Raw genomic sequence first — 25862 nt, forward strand, 5'->3', positions numbered from 1 at the left:
GGCGCGCCGCGGATACCGGCCGGCGGGATGGTCGGGACATGAACACTACAACGAACCACCGCGGGGGCACGGCATTCGCCGCTGTGCTTCTCGCCCTCGTCCTTCCGCTCGCCGCCTGCCACCAGACGCGGCCGACGTCGCAGACCGTGTCGTCGAATGACTCGACATCCACTTCGACAGCGAACTCGGCGGCCGACCGCGATTGGCCGGACACCGTCTACCGGAGCAGCAACTACCACCCGGGCGAGAGCTTCGCCCGGTGAAGACCGTGCCGCGAGCGTGGGTCGTCGCACCGCGGGTGCGCGCCCGCGCTCGTTGCGCCGGAGATCACCGCCGGCCACACAGAGTCTGCTGCGACCCAAGGCTCGCGAGGTAAGTCTTCCATTCCTCCGCGGTGAGTTCGCGTCCGGCGAGCCGGCACGCCGCGGCGATCTCCGACTTCGCGTCGAGGCGATGGATGACGACTCCGGCGTCGAGCGGGGCGGTCGCCGCGAGGGTGCCGTCCGAAGACAGCGCGCCGGCGGTGTCCACGGCCGCCGGCATGCCGTCGCCGATCGGCGTGAGCGACCGGGTGTCGATGATCTGCGCTCCACCGTCTCCACTGCCGTACAGCAGTGCGGTGTGGGACGCCTCGGAGACGTCGATCATGAACGAGCCCTCGACACGAGCAATAGTGTGCAGGGACTTCAGTGTGGTGGCGTCGAAGATACCGGAATCGACCGTCGCGACACCGAGCAGTCGCTTGTCGTCCAGGAGCGCGGTGGCCGTGTAGGTGGGCAGCCCGGTGGCGAGACGCCGCCCGGTCCGCCCGTCGAACACGACGGTTTCAAGGGCGTTCGTGGTCATGTTGAACTGTGTGATCGCGACGCGGTGACGCGCGGAGTCGTCGCTGATGGTCACGACGGGTTCTTGCGTCGCGAAGACCGTGCTCGTCGGCACCAGAGTCCGCTCATCGATCACGACGACCCCGGTCGGTTCCGCTGCGTACAGCACCTTCGGATCGCGGGAGCGGGCGACGGGGTAGTTGCCGTCGACGAGTCCGGTCGGGCGCAGCTTTCCGGTTCGCACGTCGAGTGCGAGGTTCACCTGACGTCCATTGAACAGGGTCGGATCAACCGCGTCGACGACGAGCAGAGTGTGGTCGTCCGCCCAGACGGGGCCCTGCAGGATTCCGCGGTACGGGGTGCGAACGTCCTGCGGAATGCGGAAGACGGGCCGATCGGTGTCGACGTTCCAGACGGCGAACTCCTGTTGCACCCCCGGGTTCTGCGCGCGTGATGCCAGGAGCAGCAGATGACCGGACGAGTCGAAGTCGCCGGCGGGCTTGAAGCCCGACGCAATCGCCGTCGAGGCCGGCCCGCTGCCGTCCACGCGCAGGTGCCCGATCGCGGGTGCCAACGCGCTCATGAGTAGCAGTTCTTCGCCATTCCGGGAGAACACGAGATCGCCGCTTGCGCCGAGCTGGTAGTTCGCCGCCGGCATCCGCAGCAAGCCCGTGCGCAGATCCCGGACCTCAATGTGTCCGCGCTCGTCTCCGCAGGTGGCGACGTTCGACTCGGAGGAGGCCGCGCTGCGACTGCACTCTCCGGCGCGGTCGAACGGGTGCCTCCAGAGCTCTGTTCCGGTCGGCGACACCGTGAGGAGTCCGTCGCCGCCCTGGTGGAGAGTCGTCCCGTCGTCCGCCACCGAGACGTAGCGACCGAGGAACCCGGGAGCGTGGATCAAGCGGTGCGAAAGCGTCCGTAGCGTCTGCGGGTCGATGACGTCGATGGATCCGGTGCGCGACGCGAGGACGATGCGGCCTTTCGAGTCGAATGTGGATGCCGCGCTGTCTTCGAACCAGTCCAGCGGCGACAGGTCGTCCCTCGTGCGCACGGTCCCGCGGTCGCGATCGAGCACCACGAGGGGGCCGATGGTCGCCCAGGTGGCGAAGCGCCCATCGGCGCTCAGAGCGACGGTCTCGGCCAGCTCGTTCGGCACGGGGATCGCGCGACCGATCTGCCGTCCGGTGCGCACATCGAAGAACCAGGCACGCTCCGATTTGTCCTTGCCGGTTTGGGCGGTATCCGACCCGTCGAAGTGCTGCAGGATGAGGGCGGTGCTGCCGTCGGCGCTCACTCGCACCCACGGGCGCACCTGGGTGTTCGGGCGCGGCAGTCGGGTGGAGAATGTCCGAAGGCGCTTGCCGCTGTCGAGATCGTCGATCTCGACGTTCACCTGATCCCGCACGACCAGTGCTTGCCGCGTGCCGGGAATCGGCCAGGCGCTGATCCGCCACACGGCGTCTTTGATGTACGTCGGACCGGTGAAGCCGCCGGCGGCCGTGATGGTGCCGGCCAGCGCCGCCCGCGCCCGGGGGTCGTTCGGCCAGCGCTTCACGGCCGCGACCGACATCAAGGCCGCGACATCCCTGTTCGTCGAACGCAGCGCGAGCGAACGGGAGGTGATCGCCTGAATCATCTCCTCTCGCGCCGCGGCTGCTGCCTCCCGTCCCCGCACGGCGGCCACGGCCCCGGCTACCACGGCCAGCACCACGAGGATGGATGCAGCGAAGAGCGCGAGCCGCAGCGTCCGGTTTTGTCGGAGGTCGCGGCGCATCCGGGCTTCGAGCGCGCGCTCGCGATCCTGATGCTTGGACGCGGACTCGTCAACGAAAGCACGCTCGACATCCGTGAGGTCGGGCGTCGTCTGCTCGACCCACTCGCGTGTGAGTGCGAGTCGGGCGCCGCGCAGTAGCTGGTCTTCCGGGCGGCCATCCGCATCCCAGGCTTGCGCGCCGGCCGAGACGGACGCCAGGAGGCGTGCTCCGCGGGCATCCTCTTCGAGCCAGGCATCCAGGCGCGGCCACGCACCGGCGACCGCTTCGTGCGCGATGACGATCGCGTCGTCTTCCGTGGTGACCAGCCGGGCATCCGCCAGGCGGTCCAGCACGGCACGACGGACCGGATCGGAGCGCAACGGCGCGGCCGGCGGATGCCGTCGCAGGGTGGTGCCGTCCCCGTCGCGTGCCACCAGGCGTAGCATCAGGGATCGGCAGATGTGCTGCTCTTCCGGGGCGAGCTGGCGATAGGCGGCCTCTGCGGAGGCAGAGACGGCCCCGGCGATTCCACCGGCCGCCTCGTAGCCCGCGACGGTGAGCGTCGTGCCTTCCCGTCGCGCCCACGTCTCGACGAGGGCGTACGAGGCGAGCGGCAGGGAGGCCGGCCGGCCGGTGACGTCCCGGACGATGACCTCCACGAGTCCGGGCTCGCACCGCAGCCCCGCTCGCCGCGCCGGTCGCTCGATGATCTCGCGATACGCGGCGGGTGCGATCGGGGCGAGTGCATACACGCCTCGCCCGAGTGCCGCGCCGATTTCGGGAAGCGCCGTGGCAGCATCCAGGAAATCCGAACGGACCGTGACGATCAGGATGCCGCCGGACGCCAGGAACTGCGCGCAGACGGCGCAGAAGTCCTCGACTTCCGCGTCGCCTCGCCGGAGCAGCTCTTCGGCCTGGTCGACGAGGATGATCCGGGCCTCGCGGGCGACGGCAGCCCGCAGGGATGCGGAGCCCGCGCCGCTCGGACGGATGACGGCGCACCGGGAGGAGTCGGGGCAGAGGCGCGCGAGCAGACCGGCCTGCGCCAGCGACGACTTTCCCGAGCCCGAGGGGCCGGTGATGGTCAGCACCTCACCCGCACGTACGCGATCGACCAGGAGATCGAGGTCGGGGTCGCGGCCGAAGAACAGCTCCGCGTCGTCGGCGGCGAACGCCGCAAGCCCCCGATACGGGCATTCGGCACTGACCGGGACGGAGACGGGGTCATCCGCAAGTCCGGGATCCTGTCGGAGGATAGCGGCTTCCAGGTCCGTGAGGCGGGCGGTCGGCTCGAGGCCCAGCTCGTCGAGCAGTCGTTCGCGAGCGGTCCGCAGAGTCTCGAGGGCGTCGGCCTGGCGACCGGCGCGGTAGTTCGCCTCGGCGAGAAGAGCCCAGCGCTCCTCGCGGAGACCAGCATCGCGCACGAGCCGATCAGCCTCCGGGACCAGGCGCGCGGCGTCCCGGCCGTGCAGCCGGGACCGCAGCCGTTCCTCCTCGGCGTCCCGCCTGATCTCATCCAGGCGTCGTGCGGCCGCAGCGCCCGGCTCCCAGTCCGCGAGGTCGGGATAGGCCTCGCCGCGCCACAGCGCGAGCGCGCGGTCGTACTCGTCGACCGCCCGATCGAACTCGCCCTGCGCGACGTGGTCGCGGGCGGAGTCCACCAGGCGCTCGAAGCGATTGGCGTCGATGGCGTCCGCGTCCAGAGCGAACACGTACGAGCCGGCACGCGTCGCGATGGCGCCACTGCCCAGGCGTTGACGCAAGCGCGCGATGGCCGTCTTCACCTGCGCCGCCCACGTCTTCGGAGTGTCTTGCGGCCACAGGGCCTCAGCCAGTTCCGCGGGGGACACGGCGGCCCCCTGGCGCACCACGAGGACGGCGAGAGTCGTTCGCTCCCGCGGACTCAGCATCGGCCCGCCGACGTCGAGCGCCCCCAGAACGCGCACCGTCATGACTGGAGTGTCCCGCGCGCCGTGGGCGCGGTCAAGAGTGCCGGCGGCTCGCGCTCCTGCGCTTTTCGTCCTTCGCGGAACGCGCAACCGCTGCGTGAGGAAAAGTTCATCCTCAGATTCTTGTCAGGGAATGTTCAGCATGGTTGCATCGTGGCTCATGGGAGAACACACACCTCACGAACACCACCGCCACGCCGCCGCACCCGAACCCCGTTGGTGCTCCTGCGCGGTCCCCGACGACGTCGAACAAGAGCGACGATCCGGGGTCAGCCGACGCGGGTTCCTCACCGGCGTCAGCGCCGCGAGCGCGCTCGCGGCGGCGGGATGGGCGGCGAGCTCGGACAAGGCGTCGGCAGCCGACTTCAACGGCAAGGGCCCGACCGTGACGATCACGATCATGGGCACGTCCGACATCCACTCGCACGCGGTCAACTGGGACTACTACACGAACGCCGAGTACCACGACGCGGCGGGCAACGCCGTCGGGCTGTCCCGCGTCTCGAGCGTGGTCAATCAGATCCGCAAGGATCGCGGCCGCGACAAGACGCTGCTGTTCGACGCGGGCGACACGATCCAGGGCACCCCGCTCGGCTTCTACTACGCCACCGTCGAGCCGATCACGCAGACCGGGGCCGTCCACCCGATGGCCGCGCAGATGAACGCCATCGGTTACGACGCCGTCGCGCTCGGCAACCACGAGTTCAACTACGGACTCGAGTTCCTCGACAACTGGATCTCGCAGATGAAGGCGCCCGTGCTCGGCGCCAATGCGGTGCACGCCGGCACGAAGGTGCCCGCGTACCGTCCGTACACGATCAAGACGCTCAACCCGCACGGTGCGAAGCCGGTGCGCGTCGGCGTCCTCGGCCTCACCAACCCGGGGATCGTCATCTGGGACAAGGCTCACGTGAGCGGAAAGCTCGAGGTTCTCGACGTCGTCGAGACCGCCAAGCGGTGGGTACCGGTCATGCGCGACGAGGGCGTCGACGTGCTCGTGGTGAGCGTCCACGCCGGCGACACGGGAAAGTCGTCCTACGGACCCGACCTGCCGATCGAGAACGCGGCTGCGCTCATCGCCGAGCAGGTGCCCGGCATCGACGCGATCCTGTTCGGACATGCCCACGTCGACGTCCCCCAGCGTTTCGTCACGAACGCGGTGACGGGCGACACGGTCGTGATGAGCGAGCCGCGGTGCTGGGGCGAGCGCCTCAGCGTGTTCGACATCGGACTGCGGATCGAGAAGGGGCGGTGGAAGGTCGTGTCGAAGTCGTCGACGACGGTGAACACGAACACCGTCGAGGACGACCCGGCTCTCGTCGCCGTGGTGAAGGCCCAGCACGACGCCGTCGTGAAGTACGTGAACAGCCCGGTCGCGACCTCGACCGAGGAGCTGTCGGCGGCGGACTCCTGCTGGAAGGACACCGCCATCCTCGACTACGTCCACAAGGTGCAGACCGACACCGTGATCAAGGCGATCGCGGGTACGCCGCAGGCATCCCTGCCGGTCATCTCGATCGCCGCGCCGTTCAACAGGCAGGCCGTGTTCCCGGCCGGGCAGGTGACGATCCGGGATGTCGCGGGTCTCTACATCTACGACAACACCCTGCTGGCCTCCGTCCTCACCGGAGCCCAGATCAAGGACTACCTCGAGTACTCCGCGCGGTACTTCGCCCAGGTCGCGCCGGGCGCGCCCGTGGATCCCGCCTCCTGGACGAACGCGCTGAGCCTGCCGGACTACAACTACGACCAGCTGTCGGGCGTGACCTACGACATCGACATCTCGCAGCCGGCAGGCTCGCGGATCGTCGACCTCGCCTTCGAGGGCGCCCCGGTGGCGGACGGTCAGCAGTTCGTCGTGGCCGTCAACAACTACCGCCAGTCCGGTGGCGGCAGCTTCCCGCACATCGCGTCGGCGCCGGTCGTCTACAACGCGCAGGTGGCCATCCGCGAGGCGATCGTGGCGTACGCGTCGGCCGCGAAGGTGATCGACCCCGCCGACTTCCACGTCGTGAACTGGCGGCTCGTGCGCGGCGGCACGCCGGTCTTCTGACGCACCGGCGGCATCCCTCGGCGCGCGGGCGTCGAGGGATGCCGCCTCGGCGCCGATCGCGTCCCGTCGTCCGCGTTAGCCTGGGGGAGTGACCCCGGATCCAGACGACGAGGACGCCTTCACCTGGGAGGGGGACGAGCATCCGACGCGCGCGTCGCTGCATCGATCCCCGTCCGCCGATGAAGGCGCCACCACCGGCGCCCCTGTGCGACCTGCCCCGACGCCCGAGCCGAGCGCGCCCCCGGCGCCGGAACCGGCTGACAGCGGCGATGCCTCCGTGCCCGAGGCCGCGACGGCCGAGCGGGAGCCGATGGGCAACGTCGCGCTCGTGGCGTCCGGCATCCTCGGCGGCATCTACCTGCTCTACATCGTCGGATGGATCATCGGGGGCCTGCGGGTCTCGCGCGTCGCCGGGTACCTCGTTTCCACCACGGGGGAGCCGCCGGCGATGTGGGCGAGCGGGAACGTCGTGGGCGTCTGGCTGGCCGCCCTCGCGCCCGCCCTCTGGTTCGCCACCGTCTGGATCGTCTCGCGCCGGTCCCGGCCGTGGGTGCGCTGGGTCTGGCTCGTCGCCGGGGCCGTTCTGCTCGTGCCGTGGCCACTGTTCATGCTGGGGGTGCAGGGATGACCGAACAGGATTCCGCCGTCGCACGACGCGGGAGCGTCATGCCGGTGTGGCTGGTGTTCACGATCGCCGGTGTGCTGGGCCTCTTCTACGCCTTCGTGGTGTGGAACGCGGTCACGCTCCTCGTCTTCCAGGCCGGCGGCCGGCTCGGTTTGAACGGGCTCGGCTGGTTCGTCCTCCTCTTCGCGATCGTGTTCCCGATCGCCGCGTACGCTGGCGCGTTCGCCCTCGGCTGGCGGCGGCGTGCGGGGGAGTTCGTGCTGATCCTCGTGACCGGGCTCGCGCTGGTCGCCTGCTTCTGGCTCAGCATCCTCGCCTACGCGTATGCGTTCGGAGCGGGGCTGCTGGGTTCGTCATAATGCGTCCCCGAGACTTTCCGCGTGACGGAAGTCCTCGGCGCTCACGGTAAGCTGACAGCGTCTCGCCCCCATTGGCGTGCGGCGTGGCATCCCACCCGCATGTGCACTCCAAAGGGGAGACCTGTGTCGAAGCCCGTCGTCCTGCTCGCAGAACAACTCTCGCCCGCCACGATCGATGCGCTCGGTCCCGACTTCGACGTTCGCCACGTCGACGGAACCGACCGCCCAGCGCTCCTCGCGTCGCTCGCCGATGCGGATGCGGTGCTCATCCGGTCGGCGACGCAGATGGATGCCGAGGCCATCGCCGCCTCGAGCCGTCTCAAGGTGATCGCGCGTGCGGGCGTCGGCCTCGACAACGTCGACATCAAGGCGGCCACCACGGCCGGCGTGATGGTCGTCAACGCCCCGACGTCCAACATCATCTCCGCCGCCGAGCTGACCATCGGCCACATCCTGAGCCTTGCCCGTCGCATCCCGGCCGCGCACGCCTCGCTCGCCGGCGGCGCCTGGAAGCGCAGCTCCTACACCGGCACCGAGCTCTACGAGAAGACCGTCGGCATCATCGGCCTCGGCCGGATCGGCGCACTGATCACCGCGCGCCTCCAGGCCTTCGACATGAAGGTCATCGCGTACGACCCGTACGTGACGAGCGCCCGCGCCCAGCAGCTGGGCGTGCAGCTGGTGACGCTGGACGAGCTCCTCGAGCAGTCGGACTTCGTCACGATCCACATGCCGCGCACCCCCGAGACCACCGGCATGATCGGGGCGGAGCAGTTCCGCGCGATGAAGTCGTCCGCGTACGTGGTGAACGTCGCCCGCGGCGGGCTGATCGACGAGGCGGCGCTGCACGACGCGCTGAAGGCCGGCGAGATCGCCGGAGCCGGTCTCGACGTCTTCACCTCCGAGCCGCCGGCCGAGGGCGGCACCGCCCGTGCCCTTCTGGACCTGCCCAACGTCGTGGTGACGCCCCACCTCGGTGCGAGCACCGACGAGGCGCAGGAGAAGGCGGGCATCTCGGTCGCGCGCTCGGTGCGTCTCGCGCTCGGCGGCGAGCTCGTGCCGGATGCCGTCAACGTCGCCGGCGGTGCCATCGACCCGTACGTGCGCCCCGGCATCCCGCTCGTCGAGAAGCTCGGCCAGATCTTCTCCGCGCTCGCCCAGTCGCCGCTCACCAGCCTCGACGTCGAGGTGCACGGCGAGCTGCAGGACTACGACGTGAGCGTGCTCAAGCTCGCCGCGCTGAAGGGCGTCTTCACGAACATCGTCAGCGAGACGGTGTCGTACGTCAACGCCCCGCTCCTGGCCGAGCAGCGCGGAATCGACGTGCGCCTGCTCGTGGACGGCGACAGCCCCGAGTACCGCAACGTCATCACCCTTCGCGGCGCCCTCTCGGACGGCTCGCAGCTGGCGGTCTCCGGCACCCTGACCGGTCCGAAGCAGATCGAGAAGCTCGTCGGCATCAACGACTACGCCGTCGAGCTGCCGATCGAGCAGCACCACATCGTCATGCTGTACACCGACCGGCCGGGCATCGTCGCGGTGTACGGTCAGCGTTTCGGCGAGGCCGGGATCAACATCGCCGGCATGCAGATCGCCCGCGAGACCGCCGGCGGCCAGGCGATGTCGGTTCTGACCGTCGACTCGCCGGTCGATGACGCCCTGCTCGACGAGGTCCGGGTGGCGATCGACGCCGACGTCTTCGCGCAGATCGCGATCACCGAGGACTGACGCAGAGAAACTTTTTCGCGGGGGCTGTCGATTTCGGCAGCCCCCGCACGTCGTTTCGGTGTTCCATGAGAAGCGGGCCGAAGGCACCGCACGACGAAGGAGACCGACATGTCCGACGAGTACCTGATCGTCATCCGCGAACCCGAATGGGATCCCGCGGTGCTGTCAGCCGAGCAGATCGAGATGGACCTCGCGGGGCACCGCGCGTTCCAGGCCGCGGTGGCCGATGCGGGTCAGAAGGTCCTCGCCTCCGCGCCGCTGCGCCCGCAGTCCGAGGCGACCCGCATCACGCCCTCGCAGAGCGGTGCGGTGTTCACCGATGGCCCGTTCGGCGAGACCCGCGAGGTGCTGACCGGGTTCTACACGATCACCGCGGAGTCCGTGGCGCAGGCGCGCGAACTCGCCGCCCTCGTCCCCACCGGCGGGTGGCTCGAGCTGTACCCGGTGATGGAGCTGCCGGGCGCGTGAGGCGCCCTCCCGCCCGGGTGCGCGACCGCGTCGCGATCGGTTGAATGGGGCAGTGAGCTCCGCCATCGAATCCGCGTACCGAGAGGATGCCGGACGCATCCTCGGCGCGGTCGCGCACTACACCGGCGATCTGCAGGCGGCGGAGGACGCCGTCCACGAGGCGTTCCTCCGGGCGCTGGCCCAGGAGCGGGCCGGGACGGTGCTGCGCAATCCGGCCGCGTGGATCACGACGTCGGCGCGCCGCATCGCGGTGGACCAGCTTCGTCGTGCGCAGACAGCGGTGCGGGCGCTCCCGGCGCTGGCCGCGCAGGCACCGGCGGCGGAGGAGACCGACATGTCGGACTTCGTGTTCACGGGCGACGAACGCCTGGAGCTCATCTTGATGATGTGTCATCCGGAGCTCGCCGAGGAGGCGCGCATCGCGCTCGCTCTGCGGTTCGTGTGCGCCGTGCCGACGAGGGATGTCGCGGCGATGCTGCTCGTTCCCGAGGCGACCATGGCCGCCCGGCTCACCCGGGCGAAGAAGCGGCTGCACGACTCGCCCATCCGGTTCGGGATGGACGACGAGGCGGACGTCACGGCGCGGATGCCGGACGCCCTGACGGTGATCTCGCTGGTGTACACGGCCGGGTACGCGGCGCCGGCGGCAGAGACGAGCGGTCGCCTCCGCGCCGACGCGATCGACCTTGCCCGCGATGCGGTGCGCGTGCGGCCCGGAGACCCGGAGGCGTCCGGGCTGCTGGGGCTGCTGCTGCTCACCGAGGCGCGCCAGCCGACCCGTCTGGATCCTTCCGGCGATCTCGTCGAACTCGCCACCGCGAACCGGGCGCTGTGGGATGCCGGTCTCATCCGCGAGGGCCGGGACCGCGCCACCCGTGCGCTGCAGGGCGGCACCGGGCGGTTCGCGCTCATGGCGGGGATCGCGGGGCTTCATGCCACGGCGGCGCGCTGGGACGACACCGACTGGGTCTCCATCGCGCGGCTCTACGACGGTCTCGTCGCGGCCTGGCCGTCGCCGTCGGCGCGTCTGGCCCGGATCGTCGCGCGCGGCTACAGTCCCGACGTCGGTCCCGAAGCCGCCGGAAGCGAGCTCGACGGGGAGCAGGACCTGTTCACGGGTGTCCAGGCCGGGACGGCCTTCGCGGCCCGCGCCGATCTGGCTGCCCGCCGCGGCGACCGTGCCGAAGCCGCGGCGGCATACCGCGAGGCGATCGCGCGGGAATCGGATGCCGCGGTCGTGGCGTTCCTTCGTCGGAGACTGGCCGAGGTCACCAGGTCGTGAGGCCGACCACGCGCTCGATGAGCGTGTCGAGCGCTTCGCCGTGGGGGACCGAGCTCAGCTGTGCATCGCCACCCATCGTGCTGTTGAACGAGAGACCGTCGGCGAGGAGCATCACGAGGTCCAGCGCGAGGGCGTCACGTGTGTGCGGGCGGAGTGCGTCCTCCCACTGCAACCGCACCGTGCGGATGGCGTCTCGCGCGGGCTCAGAGCCCGACTGCGCGAGCCGTGCGACGGCGATCATCGCGCGATCGAGGTTGTCGTCCTCGGCCGCCGATGTGCGCAGGAAGTAGGTGACGGACCCTTCTTCGGCGGACTCGAGTTCGGCGAGGTCGTCGGCGACCAGCTTCAGAAGCCGGTCGACCATCGCCGACTCGAGCGCCTCCTTGGAGGCGAAGTGGTACAGCAGGCCGCCCTTGGAGACCCCCGCCTGGCGGGCGACGGCATCCATCGTCGCGGCGCGGGCGCCCTCATTGCTGAGGATCTGCTCGAACGCATCGAGGACGATCTCACGGGCACGGGGTGGGCGACTCATCCCGTCAAGGCTAGCCCGACCGGGGCGGATCAACGGATCGATGTGATACTGTACCGGCTAGACGGTAAAGAAATGAGCTGATACCCGTGTCCGTCGACACCGCCACACTGCACCTCGCCTCCACAGCCACGACCCCGGCCGCGCCGCAGCGCGTCGGCTGGCGCGGCTGGACGGCCCTGGCCGTGCTCATGCTGCCGGTGCTCCTCGCCTCGGTCGATCACACCGCGTTGAACTTCGCCCTGCCGCAGATCGCCCTCCAGCTGCAGCCGTCGAGCCTGCAGCAGCTGTGGATGGTCGACGTGTACCCGCTCGTGCTGGCGGGGATGCTCGTCACGATGGGCGTGATGGGCGACCGGTTCGGCCGCCGTCGGATGCTGCTCATCGGCGCGACGGGGTTCGCCACGATCTCGGCCCTCGCCGCCTTCGCCCCTTCGGCGGGATGGCTCATCGCCGCGCGCGTCGGCATGGGATTCTTCGGCGCCATGCTGATGCCCTCCACCCTGTCGCTCATCCGGAGCATCTTCACCGATCGCAACCAGCGACGCCTCGCGATCGCGATCTGGGCCGCGGCCTTCTCGGCCGGGGGTGCCCTCGGTCCGGTCGTGGGCGGATTCCTGCTCGCGCATTTCTCCTGGGGATCGGTCTTCCTGCTGGCCGTTCCGGTGCTGATCCCGCTGCTGATCCTCGCGCCGTTCCTCATCCCGGAGAGCCGCGACCCGCGCCCCGGCCGCATCGACGTCCTCAGCATCCTGCTGTCCATGGCGACCATGGTCGGCGTCGTCTACGCGATCAAGGAGATCGCGATCGAGGGCCTCACCGCAGCGAACGTGGGGCTGTTCGCTGCGGGCATCGCGCTCGGAGCGCTGTTCGTCCGGCGCCAGCTGCGTTCGCCCCAGCCGCTGTTCGACGTGCGTCTGTTCACCGTGGGCATGTTCAGCGGCGCGCTGCTGGTGAACCTGCTCAGCGTGGTCGCGTTCATGGGCTTCGAATTCTTCATCGCCCAGCACCTGCAGCTGGTGCTCGGGATGACGCCCCTCGAGTCGGCCTTCGCGCTGCTCCCGGGTGTTCTCGCGATGATGGTCGCGGGCCTCGTCGTCGTCCCCGTCTCGCGCCGGGTGTCGCCGCGGATCCTGCTGCCCATCACCCTGGGCGTCGCGGCCGTCGGCTACGCGCTCATCGCGTTCGTCGCGGGCAATCACGCGCTCGCGCTGCCCGTCGCCGCCTCGATCCTCATCGGCGTGGGCATCGGCATGACCGAGACGATCTCCAACGAGCTCGCCCTGTCCGCCGCGCCCGCCGAGAAGGCGGGCGCCGCGAGTGCGGTCTCCGAGACGGCGTACGAGGTGGGCGCGGTGCTCGGCACGACGATCCTCGGCGGCATCCTGACCGCGATGTACCGCACGGGGCTCGACCTGCCCGCGGGCCTGCCGCAGGATGCCGCGGACCACGCCCGGGACACGCTGGCCGGGGCCCTGCACGCCGCCGATCAGATCGCCGGGCCGGTCGGGGAGGCGCTGCGCGCCGCCGCGGCGTCCGCCTTCGACGCCGGTGTCACGGTGACGGCCGTCATCGGGGCCGCTTTCGTCGTCCTGGCCGCGGTGGTCGCAGCCGTTACGCTGGGAAAGTCGCGCGCGTCCGAGAAGAAGTGACGCGCCTGGAGGCGAGGAGTCCCATGTCGCGTGTCGTGAAGCTGGCCGTCATCCCCGGAGACGGCATCGGGCCCGAGGTCGTGGCCGAGGCCGAGAAGGTGCTGGATGCCGTCACCGCCGGCTCCGCGGTCACGTTCGACAAGACCCGCTTCTCGCTCGGTGCCGCCCGGTACTTCGAGACCGGCGACACGCTCACCGACGCAGACCTCGACGCGATCCGCGCCCACGACGCGATCCTGCTCGGGGCCGTGGGCGGCCAGCCGGGGGACCCGCGCCTGAAGGACGCGAACATCGAGCGCGGTCTGCTGCTGAAGCTCCGCTTCGAGCTCGACCACTACGTGAACCTGCGCCCGTCCAAGCTGTACCCGGCCTTCGGCGGCCCGCTGGCGAACCCGGGCGAGATCGATTTCGTCGTCGTCCGCGAGGGGACCGAGGGTCCGTATGTCGGCAACGGCGGGGCGATCCGCCGTGGCACGCCCCACGAGGTCGCCAACGAGACCTCGGTGAACACCGCCTTCGGCGTGGAACGCGTCGTGCGCTACGCGTTCGGCCTGGCCGAGCGCCGCCGGCAGAAGCTCACGCTGGTGCACAAGACCAACGTGCTCGTGCACGCCGGCGGCATGTGGAAGCGCATCGTCGACGAGGTGGCGCGGGAGCACCCGGACGTGGCCGTAGACTATCTGCACGTCGACGCGGCCACGATCTTCCTGGTCACGAACCCCGGTCGCTTCGACGTGATCGTCACCGACAACCTGTTCGGGGACATCCTCACGGACCTGGCCGGCGCCGTCACCGGTGGCATCGGCCTCGCCGCATCCGGGAACATCAACCCGGAGGCCGCATTCCCGTCGATGTTCGAGCCCGTGCACGGATCGGCGCCCGACATCGCAGGACAGCAGAAGGCAGACCCCACCGCTGCGATCCTCTCGGTCGCACTGCTGCTCGATCATCTCGGGCTGCAGGACGAGGCCGCCGCCGTGACCCGCGCCGTCGAATCCGACATCGCCCAGCGCGGGACCACGGCGCGCACCACCGCTGCCGTCGGCGACGCGATCGTCGCCCGTCTGCAGGCGTAATCTGAGATCACGGCGCCACCGCCGTCGCCTTCGAACCGTCAGGACACGAGAATCATGACCATCGAACTTTCCCTCCAGGCACCGTCCCCCGCGGGTCTCATCTGGCGGGTCACCCGCAACGAGAGCCCCGCCGGCGACGCTGAGCGCGAGGAGATCCTCGCGGAGCCGGGCTTCGGGCAGTACTTCACCGACCACATGGTCGACCTGTGCTGGTCCGAGAAGGGCGGCTGGCACCGGCCGCGCGTGCAGCCGTACGGCCCGATCCCGCTCGACCCCGCCGCCGCCGTGCTGCACTACTCTCAGGAGATCTTCGAGGGGCTCAAGGCCTACCGGCACGACGACGGCTCGGTGTGGACGTTCCGCCCCGACCAGAACGCCGCGCGCCTGCAGCGTTCCGCGCGGCGGCTGGCGCTGCCCGAGCTGCCGACCGACCTGTTCATCGAGTCCATCAAGCAGCTCATCGCGGTCGACGCCCAGTGGGTGCCGAGCAACCCCGAGGAGAGCCTGTACCTGCGGCCGTTCATGTTCGCCAAAGAGGCGTTCCTCGGCGTGCGGGCGGCCAAGAAGGTCGGCTACTACCTCATCGCGAGCCCGGCCGGGGCCTACTTCCCGGGCGGCGTGCAGCCGGTGAACATCTGGCTGTCCACCGAGTACGCGCGGGCCGGCCACGGCGGCACCGGAGCGGCCAAGACCGGCGGCAACTACGCGTCGAGCCTCCTCCCGCAGGCGGAGGCCTACGAGAAGGGATGCCAGCAGGTCCTGTTCCTCGACGGCGAGTACATCGAGGAGCTCGGCGGCATGAACCTCGTGCTCGTCAAGAAGGACGGAACGCTCGTCACTCCGGCATCCGACTCGATCCTCGCCGGCATCACGCTCGCATCGATCCTGCAGCTGGCGAAGGACCGCGGCCTCGCGGTCGAGCAGCGCAAGGTGTCGATCAACGAGTGGCGCGACGGCGCCGCGTCGGGCGACGTCGTGGGCGCGTTCGCCTGCGGCACGGCCGCGGTCGTGGTTCCGATCGGCAAGCTGATGGGCGAAGAGTTCGAGATCGTCCACGAGGGTCCGGAGTCGAGCGAGTTGGCGATGTCTCTGCGCGAGGAGCTCACCGGCATCCAGTACGGCCGCGTCGAAGACCGCCACGGCTGGATGCTGCGCCTGGACGCCTGACTCGTCGCGCCCTGAGCCTGTCGAAGGGCCCTCCCACCCCGGTCGTTGAGCGAGGCGCGCCAGCGCCCTCCCACTCCGGTCGTTGAGCGAGGCGCGCCAGCGCCGAGACGAAACGCAGTGACCCGCCGCGGTCACTGCGTTTCGGCGTATTCCTCGCGTTCCGGGTCATCCGGGTGGCGCAACCAGCCGATACTGAAGAACAGGAAGAATCCGCCGAAGAGAATCGCGCCGATCGCCCACCACAGGTCGCCGAACTTCGTGTCTTGGATCTGCGCCGGTGCGTCGTCGCGATACACAACGGAGACAGTCTCGCCGGTCTTCGGGGGAGAACACCATTCGGAGGAGGGGGCCAGGACCGTTCGCACGTGCGTCCCATTCGCGGCCGTGAACTCGACGATCGGGTCGTAGGCGAAATCACCGCCTGAGCAACCGCCGCGATCGTGGGACTCGCGCGTCTCATACCCAGTGATCGTCGCAACTGTCACCGTGGAACGTGCGTAGTCCACGATCTGCCAGATCAGGCCGACCACCCCGGCGAGAAACACACCCGAACAGAAGACCACGATGACGATCTCCGACACGCGACCCCGCGGCTTTGACATGGTGCGCTCTGCGCCATTTTCCACGTGCTCTCCCCGGTCGGTCGGTCGAGACGAAACGATACCGGTGCTGGATAGGCTGGGCGGGTGAGGATCGCTCGTTTCAGCCACCAGGACGCCATCAAGTACGGCATCGTCGACGACACCGATCTGGTGGTGCTCGCCGGCGACCCCATGTTCGCCGGATTCGACACCACGGGGGATCGCGTGCCGCTGGCGGATGCCGCGCTGCTGGCTCCGGTCATCCCGCGGTCGAAGGTCGTGTGCGTCGGCAAGAACTACCGTGATCACGCCGCCGAGATGGGCAGTGAGGCCCCCGCCGAGCCGCTGCTGTTCCTCAAGCCGAACACCTCGGTGATCGGGCCGGGCGACTCGATCGTGCGCCCGCCGCAGTCGCAGCGGACCGACTTCGAGGGCGAGCTGGCCGTCGTGATCGGCCGCATCACGAAGAACGTCCCCGTCGAGCGCGCGCTCGATCAGGTGTTCGGCTACACGATCGCGAACGACGTCACCGCGCGCGACCTGCAGGCGTCGGATGGCCAGTGGACCCGGGCGAAGGGCTTCGACACGTTCTGCCCGCTCGGGCCGGCCATCGAGACCGAGTTCGACGTGGATGCCGCAACCCTGACGACGCGGGTCGACGGCGAGGTGCGACAGCAGGCGCCGCTGACCGACATGATCCACAGCATCGCCGAGATCATCGCGTACGCCTCCGCCGTGTTCACTCTGCTCCCGGGCGACGTGATCCTCACCGGGACGCCCGCCGGCATCGGGCCGTTCGAGGCGGGGCAGTCCGTCGAGGTCGAGATCACCGGGCTGGGAGTGCTGCGCAACACCGCGCGCAACGCATGAACGCAGACGCCGTCATCGATCCGGGGGCCTTCGACCTCGGCGCGGTGCGGCGTCGCACCCTCTGGGTGCTGTCGATCGGACAGGTGCTCGGCGGACTCGCGTTCGGGGCGACGGTGTCGCTCGGTGCGCTGCTGGCGGCGCGCGTCTCCGGGAGCGACTCCCTCTCCGGCCTGTCGACGGCGGCGATGACCCTCGGCGCGGCGCTGGCCGCGGTCCCCCTGGCCCGACTGGCGCGCGCCCGCGGACGGCGCCCGTCCCTCTCGACCGGGATGCTGGTCGCGCTCGTCGGCGTCGTGCTCGTGGTCCTCTCCGGGGGCGTTATGTCGTTCCCCCTTCTGATCGCGGGCTTCGTGCTGATCGGCAGCGGGCAGGCGGCGAATCTGCAGTCCCGGTTCGCGGCAGTCGACCTCGCGACCGACCGCACCCGCGGACGCGACCTCTCCGTGGTGGTGTGGGCCACCACGATCGGCGCGGTCCTCGGCCCGAATCTCGTCGGCCCGGGGGAGGCCCTCGGCGAGGTGATCGGGATGCCGCGCCTCACCGGGCCGTTCCTGTTCACGGTCGTCGCGCAGCTGCTCGCGATCGGGCTGTACCTGTCGGCCCTGCGCCCGGATCCGCTGCGGCTGGCCGACCGGATCGCCACGGGCGTGGGTGCGGTGAAGTCCGCCGTGATTCACGCCGACCGCCCGCGCGTGGCGCGGTATGCGATCTTCGCCACGGCCGCCGCCCACGGGGTGATGGTGTCGGTCATGGCGATGACGCCGATCCACCTGATGGGGGAGGGCGCCACGATCGAGATCGTCGGCCTCACCGTCTCGCTGCACATCCTCGGGATGTACGGTCTGTCGCCGGTGTTCGGCATCCTCGCCGACCGCATCGGCCGCGTGACGACGATCCTCCTCGGACAGGTGCTGTTCGTCGGGGCCCTGGTCACCGCCGCCCTCGGGCAGATGTCGACGCTCGCCGTGACGGTGGGTCTGATCATGCTGGGCCTGGGCTGGAGCGCCTCCACCGTCGCGGGATCCGCCCTGTTGACCGAAGCGTCGTCCGAGGTCCTGCGCACCCGCCGGCAGGGGCGCAGCGACCTCGCCATGAACCTCGTCGGCAGCATCGGGGCCATCCTCGCCGGTGTCATCCTCACCCGGATCGGCTACGCCGGGCTCGCCTGGTGCGCCCTGGCCATCGTGGTGGTGGTCGCGGCGCTCTCGCCGTTCGGGCGTCACGCGCGCTCCGATGTCGAAGCGTCCGGCGCACCATCCACCTCCGCTTAGAGACGGAAGACCCATGGACGATCACACTCCGAGCGACCTGTGGACCGAGGCCCACGCTGCGGGCTACGACGACGCCGACGACCCGATGTTCGCACCGGCGCGGCTCGAGCGGACGACGACCTTCCTTGCCGATCTCGCAGCAGGCGGGCGCGCCCTCGAGTTCGCGATCGGCACCGGGCGCGTCGCGATCCCGTTGCGTGCCCGCGGGGTGGAGGTCACCGGAATCGAGTACGCCGAGCCGATGGCCGCGCGTCTGCGAGAGAAGGATGCCGGCATCCCGGTGCTCATCGGCGACATGGCGCGGGTGCGGGCACCGGGGGAGTACTCGCTGGTCTACCTCGTCTACAACACAATCGGCAACCTCTTCACGCAGGACGCGCAGGTGGAGTGCTTCCGCAACGCGGCGCGTCATCTGGCTCCGGGCGGCCGTTTCGTCATCGAGGTGGGCGTCCCCGCGGTTCGGTCGATGCCGCCCGGGCAGTCGGCCGTTCCCTTCGACATCTCGGCCGAGCACCTCGGCTTCGACGAGTACGACTTCGTCACCCAGCGCGCGGTGTCGCACCACTACTCGCGGACGTCCGACGGCGCTTTCCGGTATTCGCCGCATCACTACCGGTACGTCTGGCCGAGCGAGCTCGACCTCATGGCGCGACTCGCGGGGCTCGAGTTCGAGGCGCGCTACGCGGACTGGGATCGGTCGCCGTTCACGGCCGAGAGCACATCGCACGTCTCGGTGTGGCGCGCGCCCGGCGCCTAGAATCGAAAGGCTATGGCTACCGTTCATCCTCAGACCACGACCGCTTCCGGCGCCGAGGTCCGCGTCCGCTTCTGCCCGTCGCCGACCGGCCTGCCGCACGTCGGCATGGTGCGCACCGCCCTGTACAACTGGGCCTACGCGCGTCACACCGGCGGCAAGCTGATCTTCCGCGTCGAAGACACCGACGCGGCGCGTGACAGCGAGGAGAGCTACCGCCAGCTCGTCGACGCGCTCACGTGGCTGAAGATCGACTGGGATGAGGGCGTCGAGGTCGGCGGTCCGCACGCACCGTACCGCCAGTCGCAGCGCCACGACATCTACGAAGCCGTTCTCGAGAAGCTGCTTGCGACGGGCCTCGTCTACGAGAGCTACTCGACCGCCGAAGAGATCGATGCGCGCAACGAGGCGGCCGGCCGCGCCAAGCAGCTCGGCTACGACAACTTCGACCGCGACCTCACCGACGAGCAGAAGGCGGCGTTCCGCGCGGAGGGCCGCGAGCCCGCGTACCGGCTGCGCGTGCCGGACGAAGACCTGACGTACGTCGACCTCATCCGCGGCGAGGTGACGTTCCCGGCCGGGTCCTTCCCCGACTTCGTGATCGTCCGCGCCGGCGGCAAGTTCCTCTACACGTTCACGAACCCGGTCGACGACGCGCTGATGGGCGTCACGCACGTCATCCGCGGCGAAGACCTGATGCCCTCGACCGCGCGCCAGCTGTCGCTCTACGACGCGCTCATCAAGGCGGGCGTGACCGGCTTCATGCCCCGCTTCGGCCACATGCCGCTCGTCCTCGGTGAGACCGGCAACAAGAAGCTCTCCAAGCGCGACCCGCAGGCCGACCTGTTCCTGCAGCGCGAGCGCGGCTTCATCCACGAGGGCCTGCTGAACTACCTCGCCCTGCTCGGCTGGTCGATCGGCCCCGACCGCGACGTGTTCTCGCTCGACGAGTTCACGGCCGCGTTCGACATCGCCGACGTGAACCCCAACCCGGCCCGCTTCGACCAGAAGAAGGCCGAGTCGATCAACGGCGACCACATCCGCAAGCTCACCGAGAAGGATTTCGCGGAGCGGATGCTGCCCTACCTCGCCGACGCCGGCGTCTTCGGCGGCGAGCCCACGCACGAGCAGATCGTCCTCGCATTCCGTGCGGCGCCGCTCGTGCAGGAGCGCGTCCAGCTGCTGGGGGAGACGCCGGGGATGCTCGGGTTCCTCTTCACCGACGACGTCACGTACGCGGAGGACGCCCTGAAGTCCCTGCCCGAGAACACCAATGAGGTGCTGGTGGCATCCGTCGGCGCACTCGAGGTCGTCCCTGAGGCGTCGTTCGTTGCGGACGGCATCCAGGAGGCGCTGTCCGGTGCCCTGATCACCCCGGTCGCGGACGGCGGGCTCGGACTGAAGCCGCGCGTCGCGTACGGGCCGCTCCGCGTGGCCCTCAGCGGACGCCGCGTCTCCCCGCCGCTGTTCGAGTCGATGGAGCTGCTCGGCAAGGCGGAGACGATCCGTCGCCTGGGCGCCCTGCTCGACGCGCGCGGCTGACACCTCGGTTTGGCGGACTGGGCGGCGCCGGGTAAAGTAGTTACTCGTGCCGCCCAGTGCGACACGGACCTGGACCGCAAGGTTCAGACATCGGCGATACGCCGGTGGGGTATGGTGTAATTGGCAACACGGCTGATTCTGGTTCAGTTGTTCTTGGTTCGAGTCCAGGTACCCCAGCACTAAAGAACCCTCTGTTTTCTCGCGGAACAGAGGGTTTCATGTTTCTCCGGCGTCTCTCAATCGCTCACTGCGCGCTCGGTGGCGTCTTGCTCCTCGGTGATGTGTACGCGGGTTCCGTTGCGGTCGAAGAGGCTGAGGATCTCGGCGGGCGCGTTGCCGGAGGCGCCGAACCAGTGCGGCGTGCGGGTGTTGAACTCCGCGACCTCTCCCGGGCCGAGGAGGAGATCCTGCCTGCCCACGATGAGCCGCACCTGACCGGTGAGGACGTAGAGCCACTCGGAGCCATCGTGAACGCGGAGGGCGCCGGGTTCGGTCGCGAGGGGCAGGACGACCTTCCATGCCTGGACACCGCCGGGATTGCGTGTGAGCGGGATCACGATCCGCCCGTTGCGGGTTCGTGGTCGCAGCTGCACGCGAGGGTCTCCGAACTCGGGTGCTCCGACCAGGTCGTCCAAGCTGAGCCCATATGCCCTGGCCAAGGGGAACAGCAGCTCCAGAGTCGGCCGCCGAAGTCCGCTTTCCAGACGCGAAATCGTGCTCGAAGACGTGCCCGCCAGCTCCGCAACCTCCGCGAGTGTCAAACCTCGCCGCGTCCGGATCTGCTGCAACCGTGACCCGATCCCGTCCAGTGCCGCACCGAGCTCTTCGTTCGTCCCCATGGGCCCAGTCCACCAAGAGTTTGCAGTTTGTGCAAGATGGTTTGCAGTATCCGCCATTGGTCGAGATGGTGGACTCATGACTCCGGAACAGTTCGATGTCGCGATCATCGGCGGCGGCGCCGCTGGTTTGAGCGCTGCCCTCACCCTGGGACGATCCCGCCGCTCCGTCGTGGTGATCGATGCCGGCATGCCCCGTAATGCCCCCGCCTCTCACATGCACGGCTTCCTCTCGAGGGACGGGTTCCCACCCGCCGAGATGCTGCAACTCGCTCGGAAGGAAGTCGCGGGATACGGGGTTCGTCTCCTGCCCCACGCGGCCACAACCGTGCGCGGGGATGTCGAGAGCGGGTTCGCGATCAGGACGGGCGACAGCATCGAGGTCACCGCACGTCGGATCATCCTCGCCACGGGTGTGGAAGACCGACTCCCCGCAATCCCCGGTGTCCGCGAGGCCTGGGGACGCTTCCTGCTTCACTGCCCGTACTGCCACGGCTATGAGGTTCGCGACCGACCTCTGGCGGTCTTCGGCGGTCTTCCCGGTGCGATTCAATACGCACTCCTGATCCGCGAGTGGACCTCAGACCTCACCTATCTCACCAACGGGGTGACGCCGTCCGATGACGAGTCGCGAACGCTTCGCGCCCGCGGGATCAGCGTCCGAGACGGTCGGATCACTGCGCTGCTCACAGACGGGGACCGATTCGCGGGCGTGCGCCTCGACGACGGCCGGACTGTCGCCGCGGATGCCGTCTTCATGCGCCCCACGTCCCGGCCCCGGACAGAATTCGTCGCCTCCCTCGGTGGGGCGCTCAGTCCGGAAGGATTCGCTCACGTCGACCCCTCAGGGCGGACGACGATCCCTGGCGTGTGGGTCACCGGCAATCTGGTCGATCCCCGGGCCCAGGTCATCACGGCGGCCGGGCACGCCAACGCGGTCGCCATGGACGTCAACTCAGCCCTTGTCGGCGACGACACTCAGACCGCTCTGCTCACCCTCGACTGAACAACGGAAGGACCAACCGCTCATGACCGATTCCCGTCCCGTCGCCCCCCGGCCGCCCAGCCAGCACGAACTGGCCCTGATGATCTGGCTTGCCGTCACGCCGACGCTTCTGGTCATCAACATCGTCCTCGGGCCACTGATCGCCGCTCTGCCCGTCGTGCCGCGCACCATGGTCGTCGTCACCATCGCCGTACCGATCGTCATCTACGGGCTCATGCCCCTCCTGCACAAGCTCCGCCGCCGACTCCATGCGCGACGTGCAGCGCGCTCGTAGCGGCCCGTAATCACCTCTTGAGTTGATTTCAGACAGAAGAGCGCATAGAATCGACCTGACGTTGGGGCCCGAGGGTCCGTTCCTCACGCGATGACGCGCTGAGGGCACATCCGGTCACGTCGAAGGCCCGATCGATCGGGCGCACCGAATGCCGCTTTCACCGTTGAGGTTCCGCTTCCTCGTCATCTCCCTCCTGACCGTGTCGTTCCTCGGCGCGCTCGACAACACCGTCGTGACGACGGCCCTCGCCACCGTCGCCGGGCAGCTCGGCGCACTCGAGCACATGAGCTGGATCGTCGTCGGCTACACGCTCGCCAGCACCGTGCTGCTCCCGGTGTTCGGGAGCCTGGGCGACCGGGTCGGGGCGCGCGGAGTGTTCCTGGCATCCCTCGTCGTGTTCATCGTGTCGTCCGTGGCGTGCGGATTCGCCCACGACTTCGTCTGGCTCATCGTCGCCCGCGTCATCCAGGGCATGAGCTCCGCCGGACTCCAGCTGATGTCGCAGACGATCATCGCCGAGACGACCACCCCGCGTCAGCGGCCCAAATACCTGGCGATCATCGGGGCCGCTTTCCCCATCGCCATCCTCATCGGACCGGTGCTGGGGGGCCTCATCACCGACTACTGGGGCTGGCCGTGGGTCTTCTGGGTGAACGCCCCCGTCGGCATCCTCGCCCTCGCGCTCGCACTGGTCGCGATCCCGCATCTGCCGCGCACCGTGCGCGCCGGCTTCGACGTCGCCGGCGCGGTCACGCTCGCGATCGGCCTCGTCGCGCTCGTGCTCGCCGTCACGTGGATCGGCGTCGACGGCGGCGCGTGCGTCGCCGCCCTCGCGATCTCGGCGATCGGGTTCTCCGCGTTCGTCCTCGTCGAGCTCCGCGCCGCCCAGCCCCTCGTGCCGATCCGCCTCTTCGCCGACCGCACCATGGTCACGGGCACGGCGATCTCTGCGATCGTGGGCATCGGCCTGTTCTCGCTCACCGCGTACCTGCCGACCTACTTCCAGATGGCCTACCGCACCAGTGCGACGGTGTCCGGGTTCGTGCCGATCGCGACGGTGTTCGGGATGCTGGTGAGCAACCTGACCAGCGGCTGGCTGGCCAGTCGCACCGGGCACTACCGCGTGTTCGCCGTCGTCGGCACTGCGCTCGGCGCCACCGGTCTCGGCACGATGGCGCTTCTGCCGCCCGGGTTGCCCCTGTGGGCGCCGATGGCCGTGATGGCGCTCGTCGGCCTCGGGACCGGCGCCTTCATGAGCCTCATCGTCGCCGTGGTGCAGAGCGCGGCCCCGGCATCCGAGACCGGCGCGGTGACTGCGACCGTGAACCTCGTCCGTCAGGTGGGCGCCACCGTCACCACCGCGATCATCGGCACCCTCGTCGGTTTCGGCGTCGCCGCTGCGCTGCCGGCCGGGCTGGATGCCGCCACTCTGACGCCGGCGGTCGTCCATTCCGCCCCGGCCCGCCTCCAGGCCGATGTCGCGTCGATCTACAGCGACGTGTTCGCGCCGATCTTCGGCACCCTCGCCCTCGTCTACGTCGCCGGCATCGTCGCCTCCGTCCTGCTCCCGGCCGGGCGCCTGGCGGATGCCGCGGATGCCGCCCCCGAACCCACCGAACCCGTCGCCGTCTGAGCGCCAGAACAGGAGCCGTCATGTCCCCGAATCCCACGATCGCCGTCGTCGGCAGCGGCCCGATCGGCTCCGCGTACGCGCGCCTGCTGCTCGAGGAAGTGCCGGACGCCCGGGTCGTCATGTTCGAGGCCGGGCCGCAGCTGACCCCGCGCCCCGGCGCCAGCGTGCGCAACATCGCCGACCCGGACGAGAAGAGCCGCGCCCGCGAGATGTCGCAGGGACCCCAGGCCGGGGCGTTCCGCGAGTCCCTCGGCCTGCCCGCGGGCGCCGTCGTGGAGGGCATGTTCACCGCCCGCCAGGGAACCTTCCTGCTCGACTTCGGGGGAGACGGCTCCGCCCACGCTGCGACGTTCCCGGCGGTCGCGGCCGCGACGAACGTCGGCGGGCAGGGCGCGCACTGGACCTGCGCGACGCCGGCCCCCGCCTTCAGCGAGAAGGTCCGCTTCATCCCCGACGCGGAGTGGGACGACCTCATCGCCACTGCCCGCCGTCTGCTGCACGTGCAGGATGCCGCGTTCTCCGACTCGCCCATCGGCGCGGCGATCCGGTCGCTGCTGAACGACGAGTTCGGCGCCGAGCTCCCCGAGGGATACGGGGTCGGCACCCTCCCGGTGGCCGGCGACCCACAACCGGACGGCACGATGGTGTGGGCCGGCGCCGACGTCGTGCTCGGCCCCCTCATCGAGCCCGGATCGCCGGAGGCGGCCCGATTCGAGCTGCGCGACCTCACACTGGTGCGCCGCATCGAGCACGAGGACGGCGCCGTCACCGGAGTCATGGTCGAGGACCTCCGCACCCGCGAGACGGCCTTCGTCCCGGCCGACCTCGTGGTGGTGGCCGCCGACGCGTTCCGGTCGCCCCAGCTGCTGTGGGCATCCGGCATCCGGCCCGCCGCCCTGGGTCGCTACCTCACCGAGCACCACGTCGTGATCAGCACGGTCGCGCTGGACGGCGACCGGATGAGCGCCCTCGTGGGCGACGACCAGCTCGCCGCAGAACTCGCGCGACGCGCGCAGCACGCCGCCGATCCGGTCGCCGCGGTCAACCGCATCCCGTTCTCGGAGCCGGACCATCCCTTCTCGCTGCAGGTGATGTACGCCGAGAACCCGCCGTTCGCACTCGATCCGGCGCACCCGGCCGCGGGCAACCGCTGGGGGTACGTGAACATGGGCTACGGGGTGCGGAAGCTCCCGCGGGTCGAGGACGGCGTCACCTTCGACGACGACGAACCCGACTACCGCGGATTCCCGAACATGACGATCGAGTACGCGCTCACGGATGCCGAGAACACCGAGATCGCGGACGCCACCGCCCACCTGCGTCGCGCCGGGGGAGCGCTGGGCACCTTCGTCGCCGAGCCCCGCCTGCTTCCGAACGGTTCGAGCCTGCACTACATGGGCACCATGCGCATGGGCGAGACCGACGACGGCACCTCGGTCGCCGACCCGTATTCGCGGGTGTGGGGCACCGAGAACCTCATCGTCGGCGGCAACGCCCTGATCCCGACCGCCAACACCATGAACCCCACGCTGATGAGCGTCGCGATCGCCGTGCGCGGGGCGCGCCGGGCCGCGGCCGAACTCGCGGAGCGGTTCGCGGCCGCCGCGGCATCCCACTGAACGAACGGAC

At 69.7% G+C, this 25862-nt stretch carries 22 protein-coding genes and 1 tRNA gene; 19 read left to right on the forward strand and 4 right to left on the reverse strand.

The features are described 5' to 3' along the window. Positions 1-38: 38 nt before the first annotated feature. Positions 39-263 (forward strand): hypothetical protein, encoded by a 225-nt coding sequence (locus LK09_RS11650; RefSeq protein ID WP_156138753.1) that lies wholly within the window; start codon positions 39-41, stop codon positions 261-263. 64 nt (positions 264-327) lie between these two features. Here the strand turns inward: LK09_RS11650 and LK09_RS11655 are convergent, their stop codons facing one another. Further along, on the reverse strand, positions 328-4530 hold the full coding sequence (locus tag LK09_RS11655) for an nSTAND1 domain-containing NTPase (protein WP_039399419.1): 4203 nt from the start codon (positions 4528-4530) through the stop codon (positions 328-330). Positions 4531-4687: 157 nt separating this feature from the next. On the opposite strand from LK09_RS11655, the gene LK09_RS11660 reads away from it, so the two are divergent. The 6 genes from LK09_RS11660 to LK09_RS11685 all read left to right on the forward strand — a co-directional run bounded on the left by LK09_RS11660 (position 4688) and on the right by LK09_RS11685 (position 11042). Then, the gene (locus LK09_RS11660; protein WP_082008229.1) at positions 4688-6580 is read left to right on the forward strand and encodes a bifunctional metallophosphatase/5'-nucleotidase; all 1893 of its coding nucleotides are present in this window, start codon (positions 4688-4690) and stop codon (positions 6578-6580) included. A gap of 88 nt (positions 6581-6668) precedes the next feature. Beyond that, complete coding sequence (locus LK09_RS11665) at positions 6669-7208, forward strand: hypothetical protein (protein ID WP_039399421.1); 540 nt, start codon at positions 6669-6671, stop codon at positions 7206-7208. Next, complete coding sequence (locus tag LK09_RS11670; protein ID WP_039399423.1) at positions 7205-7564, forward strand: hypothetical protein; 360 nt, start codon at positions 7205-7207, stop codon at positions 7562-7564. The genes LK09_RS11665 and LK09_RS11670 overlap by 4 nt, the downstream gene beginning before the upstream one ends. Before the next feature lie 123 nt (positions 7565-7687). After that, a complete protein-coding gene (gene serA, locus LK09_RS11675) occupies positions 7688-9292 on the forward strand; it encodes a phosphoglycerate dehydrogenase (RefSeq protein WP_039399425.1) in 1605 nt (534 codons plus the stop codon). Between the two features lie 108 nt (positions 9293-9400). Next, the gene (locus LK09_RS11680; RefSeq protein WP_052226692.1) at positions 9401-9760 is read left to right on the forward strand and encodes a YciI family protein; all 360 of its coding nucleotides are present in this window, start codon (positions 9401-9403) and stop codon (positions 9758-9760) included. Between the two features lie 52 nt (positions 9761-9812). After that, complete coding sequence (locus tag LK09_RS11685) at positions 9813-11042, forward strand: RNA polymerase sigma factor (RefSeq protein WP_052226693.1); 1230 nt, start codon at positions 9813-9815, stop codon at positions 11040-11042. Here LK09_RS11685 and LK09_RS11690 read toward each other — a convergent pair. Next, entirely contained in the window at positions 11029-11574 is a 546-nt protein-coding gene (locus tag LK09_RS11690) for a TetR/AcrR family transcriptional regulator (RefSeq protein WP_039399427.1), read from the reverse strand. The two genes, LK09_RS11685 and LK09_RS11690, sit on opposite strands and share 14 nt — an antisense overlap. 86 nt (positions 11575-11660) lie before the next feature. On the opposite strand from LK09_RS11690, the gene LK09_RS11695 reads away from it, so the two are divergent. Genes LK09_RS11695 through LK09_RS11705 form a run of 3 tightly spaced genes read left to right on the forward strand, consistent with a single transcriptional unit; the run spans position 11661 to position 15466 of the window. Then, positions 11661-13223, forward strand: a complete 1563-nt coding sequence (locus tag LK09_RS11695) for an MFS transporter (RefSeq protein WP_231563019.1) — start codon at positions 11661-11663, stop codon at positions 13221-13223. Between the two features lie 23 nt (positions 13224-13246). Beyond that, positions 13247-14299, forward strand: a complete 1053-nt coding sequence (locus tag LK09_RS11700) for a 3-isopropylmalate dehydrogenase (protein WP_039399429.1) — start codon at positions 13247-13249, stop codon at positions 14297-14299. A 54-nt stretch (positions 14300-14353) separates the two neighbouring features. Next, positions 14354-15466, forward strand: a complete 1113-nt coding sequence (locus LK09_RS11705) for a branched-chain amino acid aminotransferase (RefSeq protein WP_039399432.1) — start codon at positions 14354-14356, stop codon at positions 15464-15466. Positions 15467-15597: 131 nt separating this feature from the next. On the opposite strand, the gene LK09_RS11710 is transcribed toward LK09_RS11705, so the two are convergent. Further along, positions 15598-16047, reverse strand: a complete 450-nt coding sequence (locus LK09_RS11710; RefSeq protein ID WP_156138754.1) for a DUF3592 domain-containing protein — start codon at positions 16045-16047, stop codon at positions 15598-15600. A 105-nt stretch (positions 16048-16152) separates the two neighbouring features. Here LK09_RS11710 and LK09_RS11715 point away from each other — a divergent pair, with 105 nt between their 5' ends. From LK09_RS11715 to LK09_RS11735, 5 genes are all read left to right on the forward strand, one after another. Then, positions 16153-16917: a fumarylacetoacetate hydrolase family protein gene (locus tag LK09_RS11715; protein WP_039399436.1), complete on the forward strand. Its 765-nt coding sequence runs from the start codon at positions 16153-16155 to the stop codon at positions 16915-16917. Further along, on the forward strand, positions 16914-18188 hold the full coding sequence (locus LK09_RS11720; protein WP_052226694.1) for an MFS transporter: 1275 nt from the start codon (positions 16914-16916) through the stop codon (positions 18186-18188). Before LK09_RS11715 ends, LK09_RS11720 begins: the two co-directional genes overlap by 4 nt. A 13-nt stretch (positions 18189-18201) precedes the next feature. Continuing rightward, the gene (locus LK09_RS11725; protein ID WP_039399438.1) at positions 18202-18945 is read left to right on the forward strand and encodes a class I SAM-dependent DNA methyltransferase; all 744 of its coding nucleotides are present in this window, start codon (positions 18202-18204) and stop codon (positions 18943-18945) included. Between the two features lie 12 nt (positions 18946-18957). Next, on the forward strand, positions 18958-20484 hold the full coding sequence (gene gltX, locus LK09_RS11730; protein WP_039399439.1) for a glutamate--tRNA ligase: 1527 nt from the start codon (positions 18958-18960) through the stop codon (positions 20482-20484). 105 nt (positions 20485-20589) lie between these two features. Continuing rightward, a tRNA-Gln gene (locus LK09_RS11735) sits at positions 20590-20661 on the forward strand. Between the two features lie 59 nt (positions 20662-20720). Here LK09_RS11735 and LK09_RS11740 read toward each other — a convergent pair. Next, positions 20721-21512, reverse strand: a complete 792-nt coding sequence (locus tag LK09_RS11740) for a helix-turn-helix domain-containing protein (RefSeq protein WP_331454269.1) — start codon at positions 21510-21512, stop codon at positions 20721-20723. Between LK09_RS11740 and LK09_RS11745 the strand changes: the two genes are divergently transcribed. The 4 genes from LK09_RS11745 to LK09_RS11760 all read left to right on the forward strand — a co-directional run bounded on the left by LK09_RS11745 (position 21400) and on the right by LK09_RS11760 (position 25852). Then, positions 21400-22326 (forward strand): NAD(P)/FAD-dependent oxidoreductase, encoded by a 927-nt coding sequence (locus LK09_RS11745; protein WP_039399443.1) that lies wholly within the window; start codon positions 21400-21402, stop codon positions 22324-22326. The genes LK09_RS11740 and LK09_RS11745 overlap by 113 nt on opposite strands. A 22-nt stretch (positions 22327-22348) precedes the next feature. Next, a complete protein-coding gene (locus tag LK09_RS11750) occupies positions 22349-22600 on the forward strand; it encodes a hypothetical protein (protein WP_039399445.1) in 252 nt (83 codons plus the stop codon). A 148-nt stretch (positions 22601-22748) separates the two neighbouring features. Then, positions 22749-24233, forward strand: a complete 1485-nt coding sequence (locus tag LK09_RS11755; protein ID WP_039399447.1) for an MFS transporter — start codon at positions 22749-22751, stop codon at positions 24231-24233. Between the two features lie 20 nt (positions 24234-24253). Next, positions 24254-25852: a GMC oxidoreductase gene (locus tag LK09_RS11760; protein ID WP_039399449.1), complete on the forward strand. Its 1599-nt coding sequence runs from the start codon at positions 24254-24256 to the stop codon at positions 25850-25852. Positions 25853-25862: the final 10 nt, after the last annotated feature.

The sequence above is a fragment of the Microbacterium mangrovi genome (genome assembly GCF_000802305.1).
Classification (GTDB): domain Bacteria; phylum Actinomycetota; class Actinomycetes; order Actinomycetales; family Microbacteriaceae; genus Microbacterium; species Microbacterium mangrovi.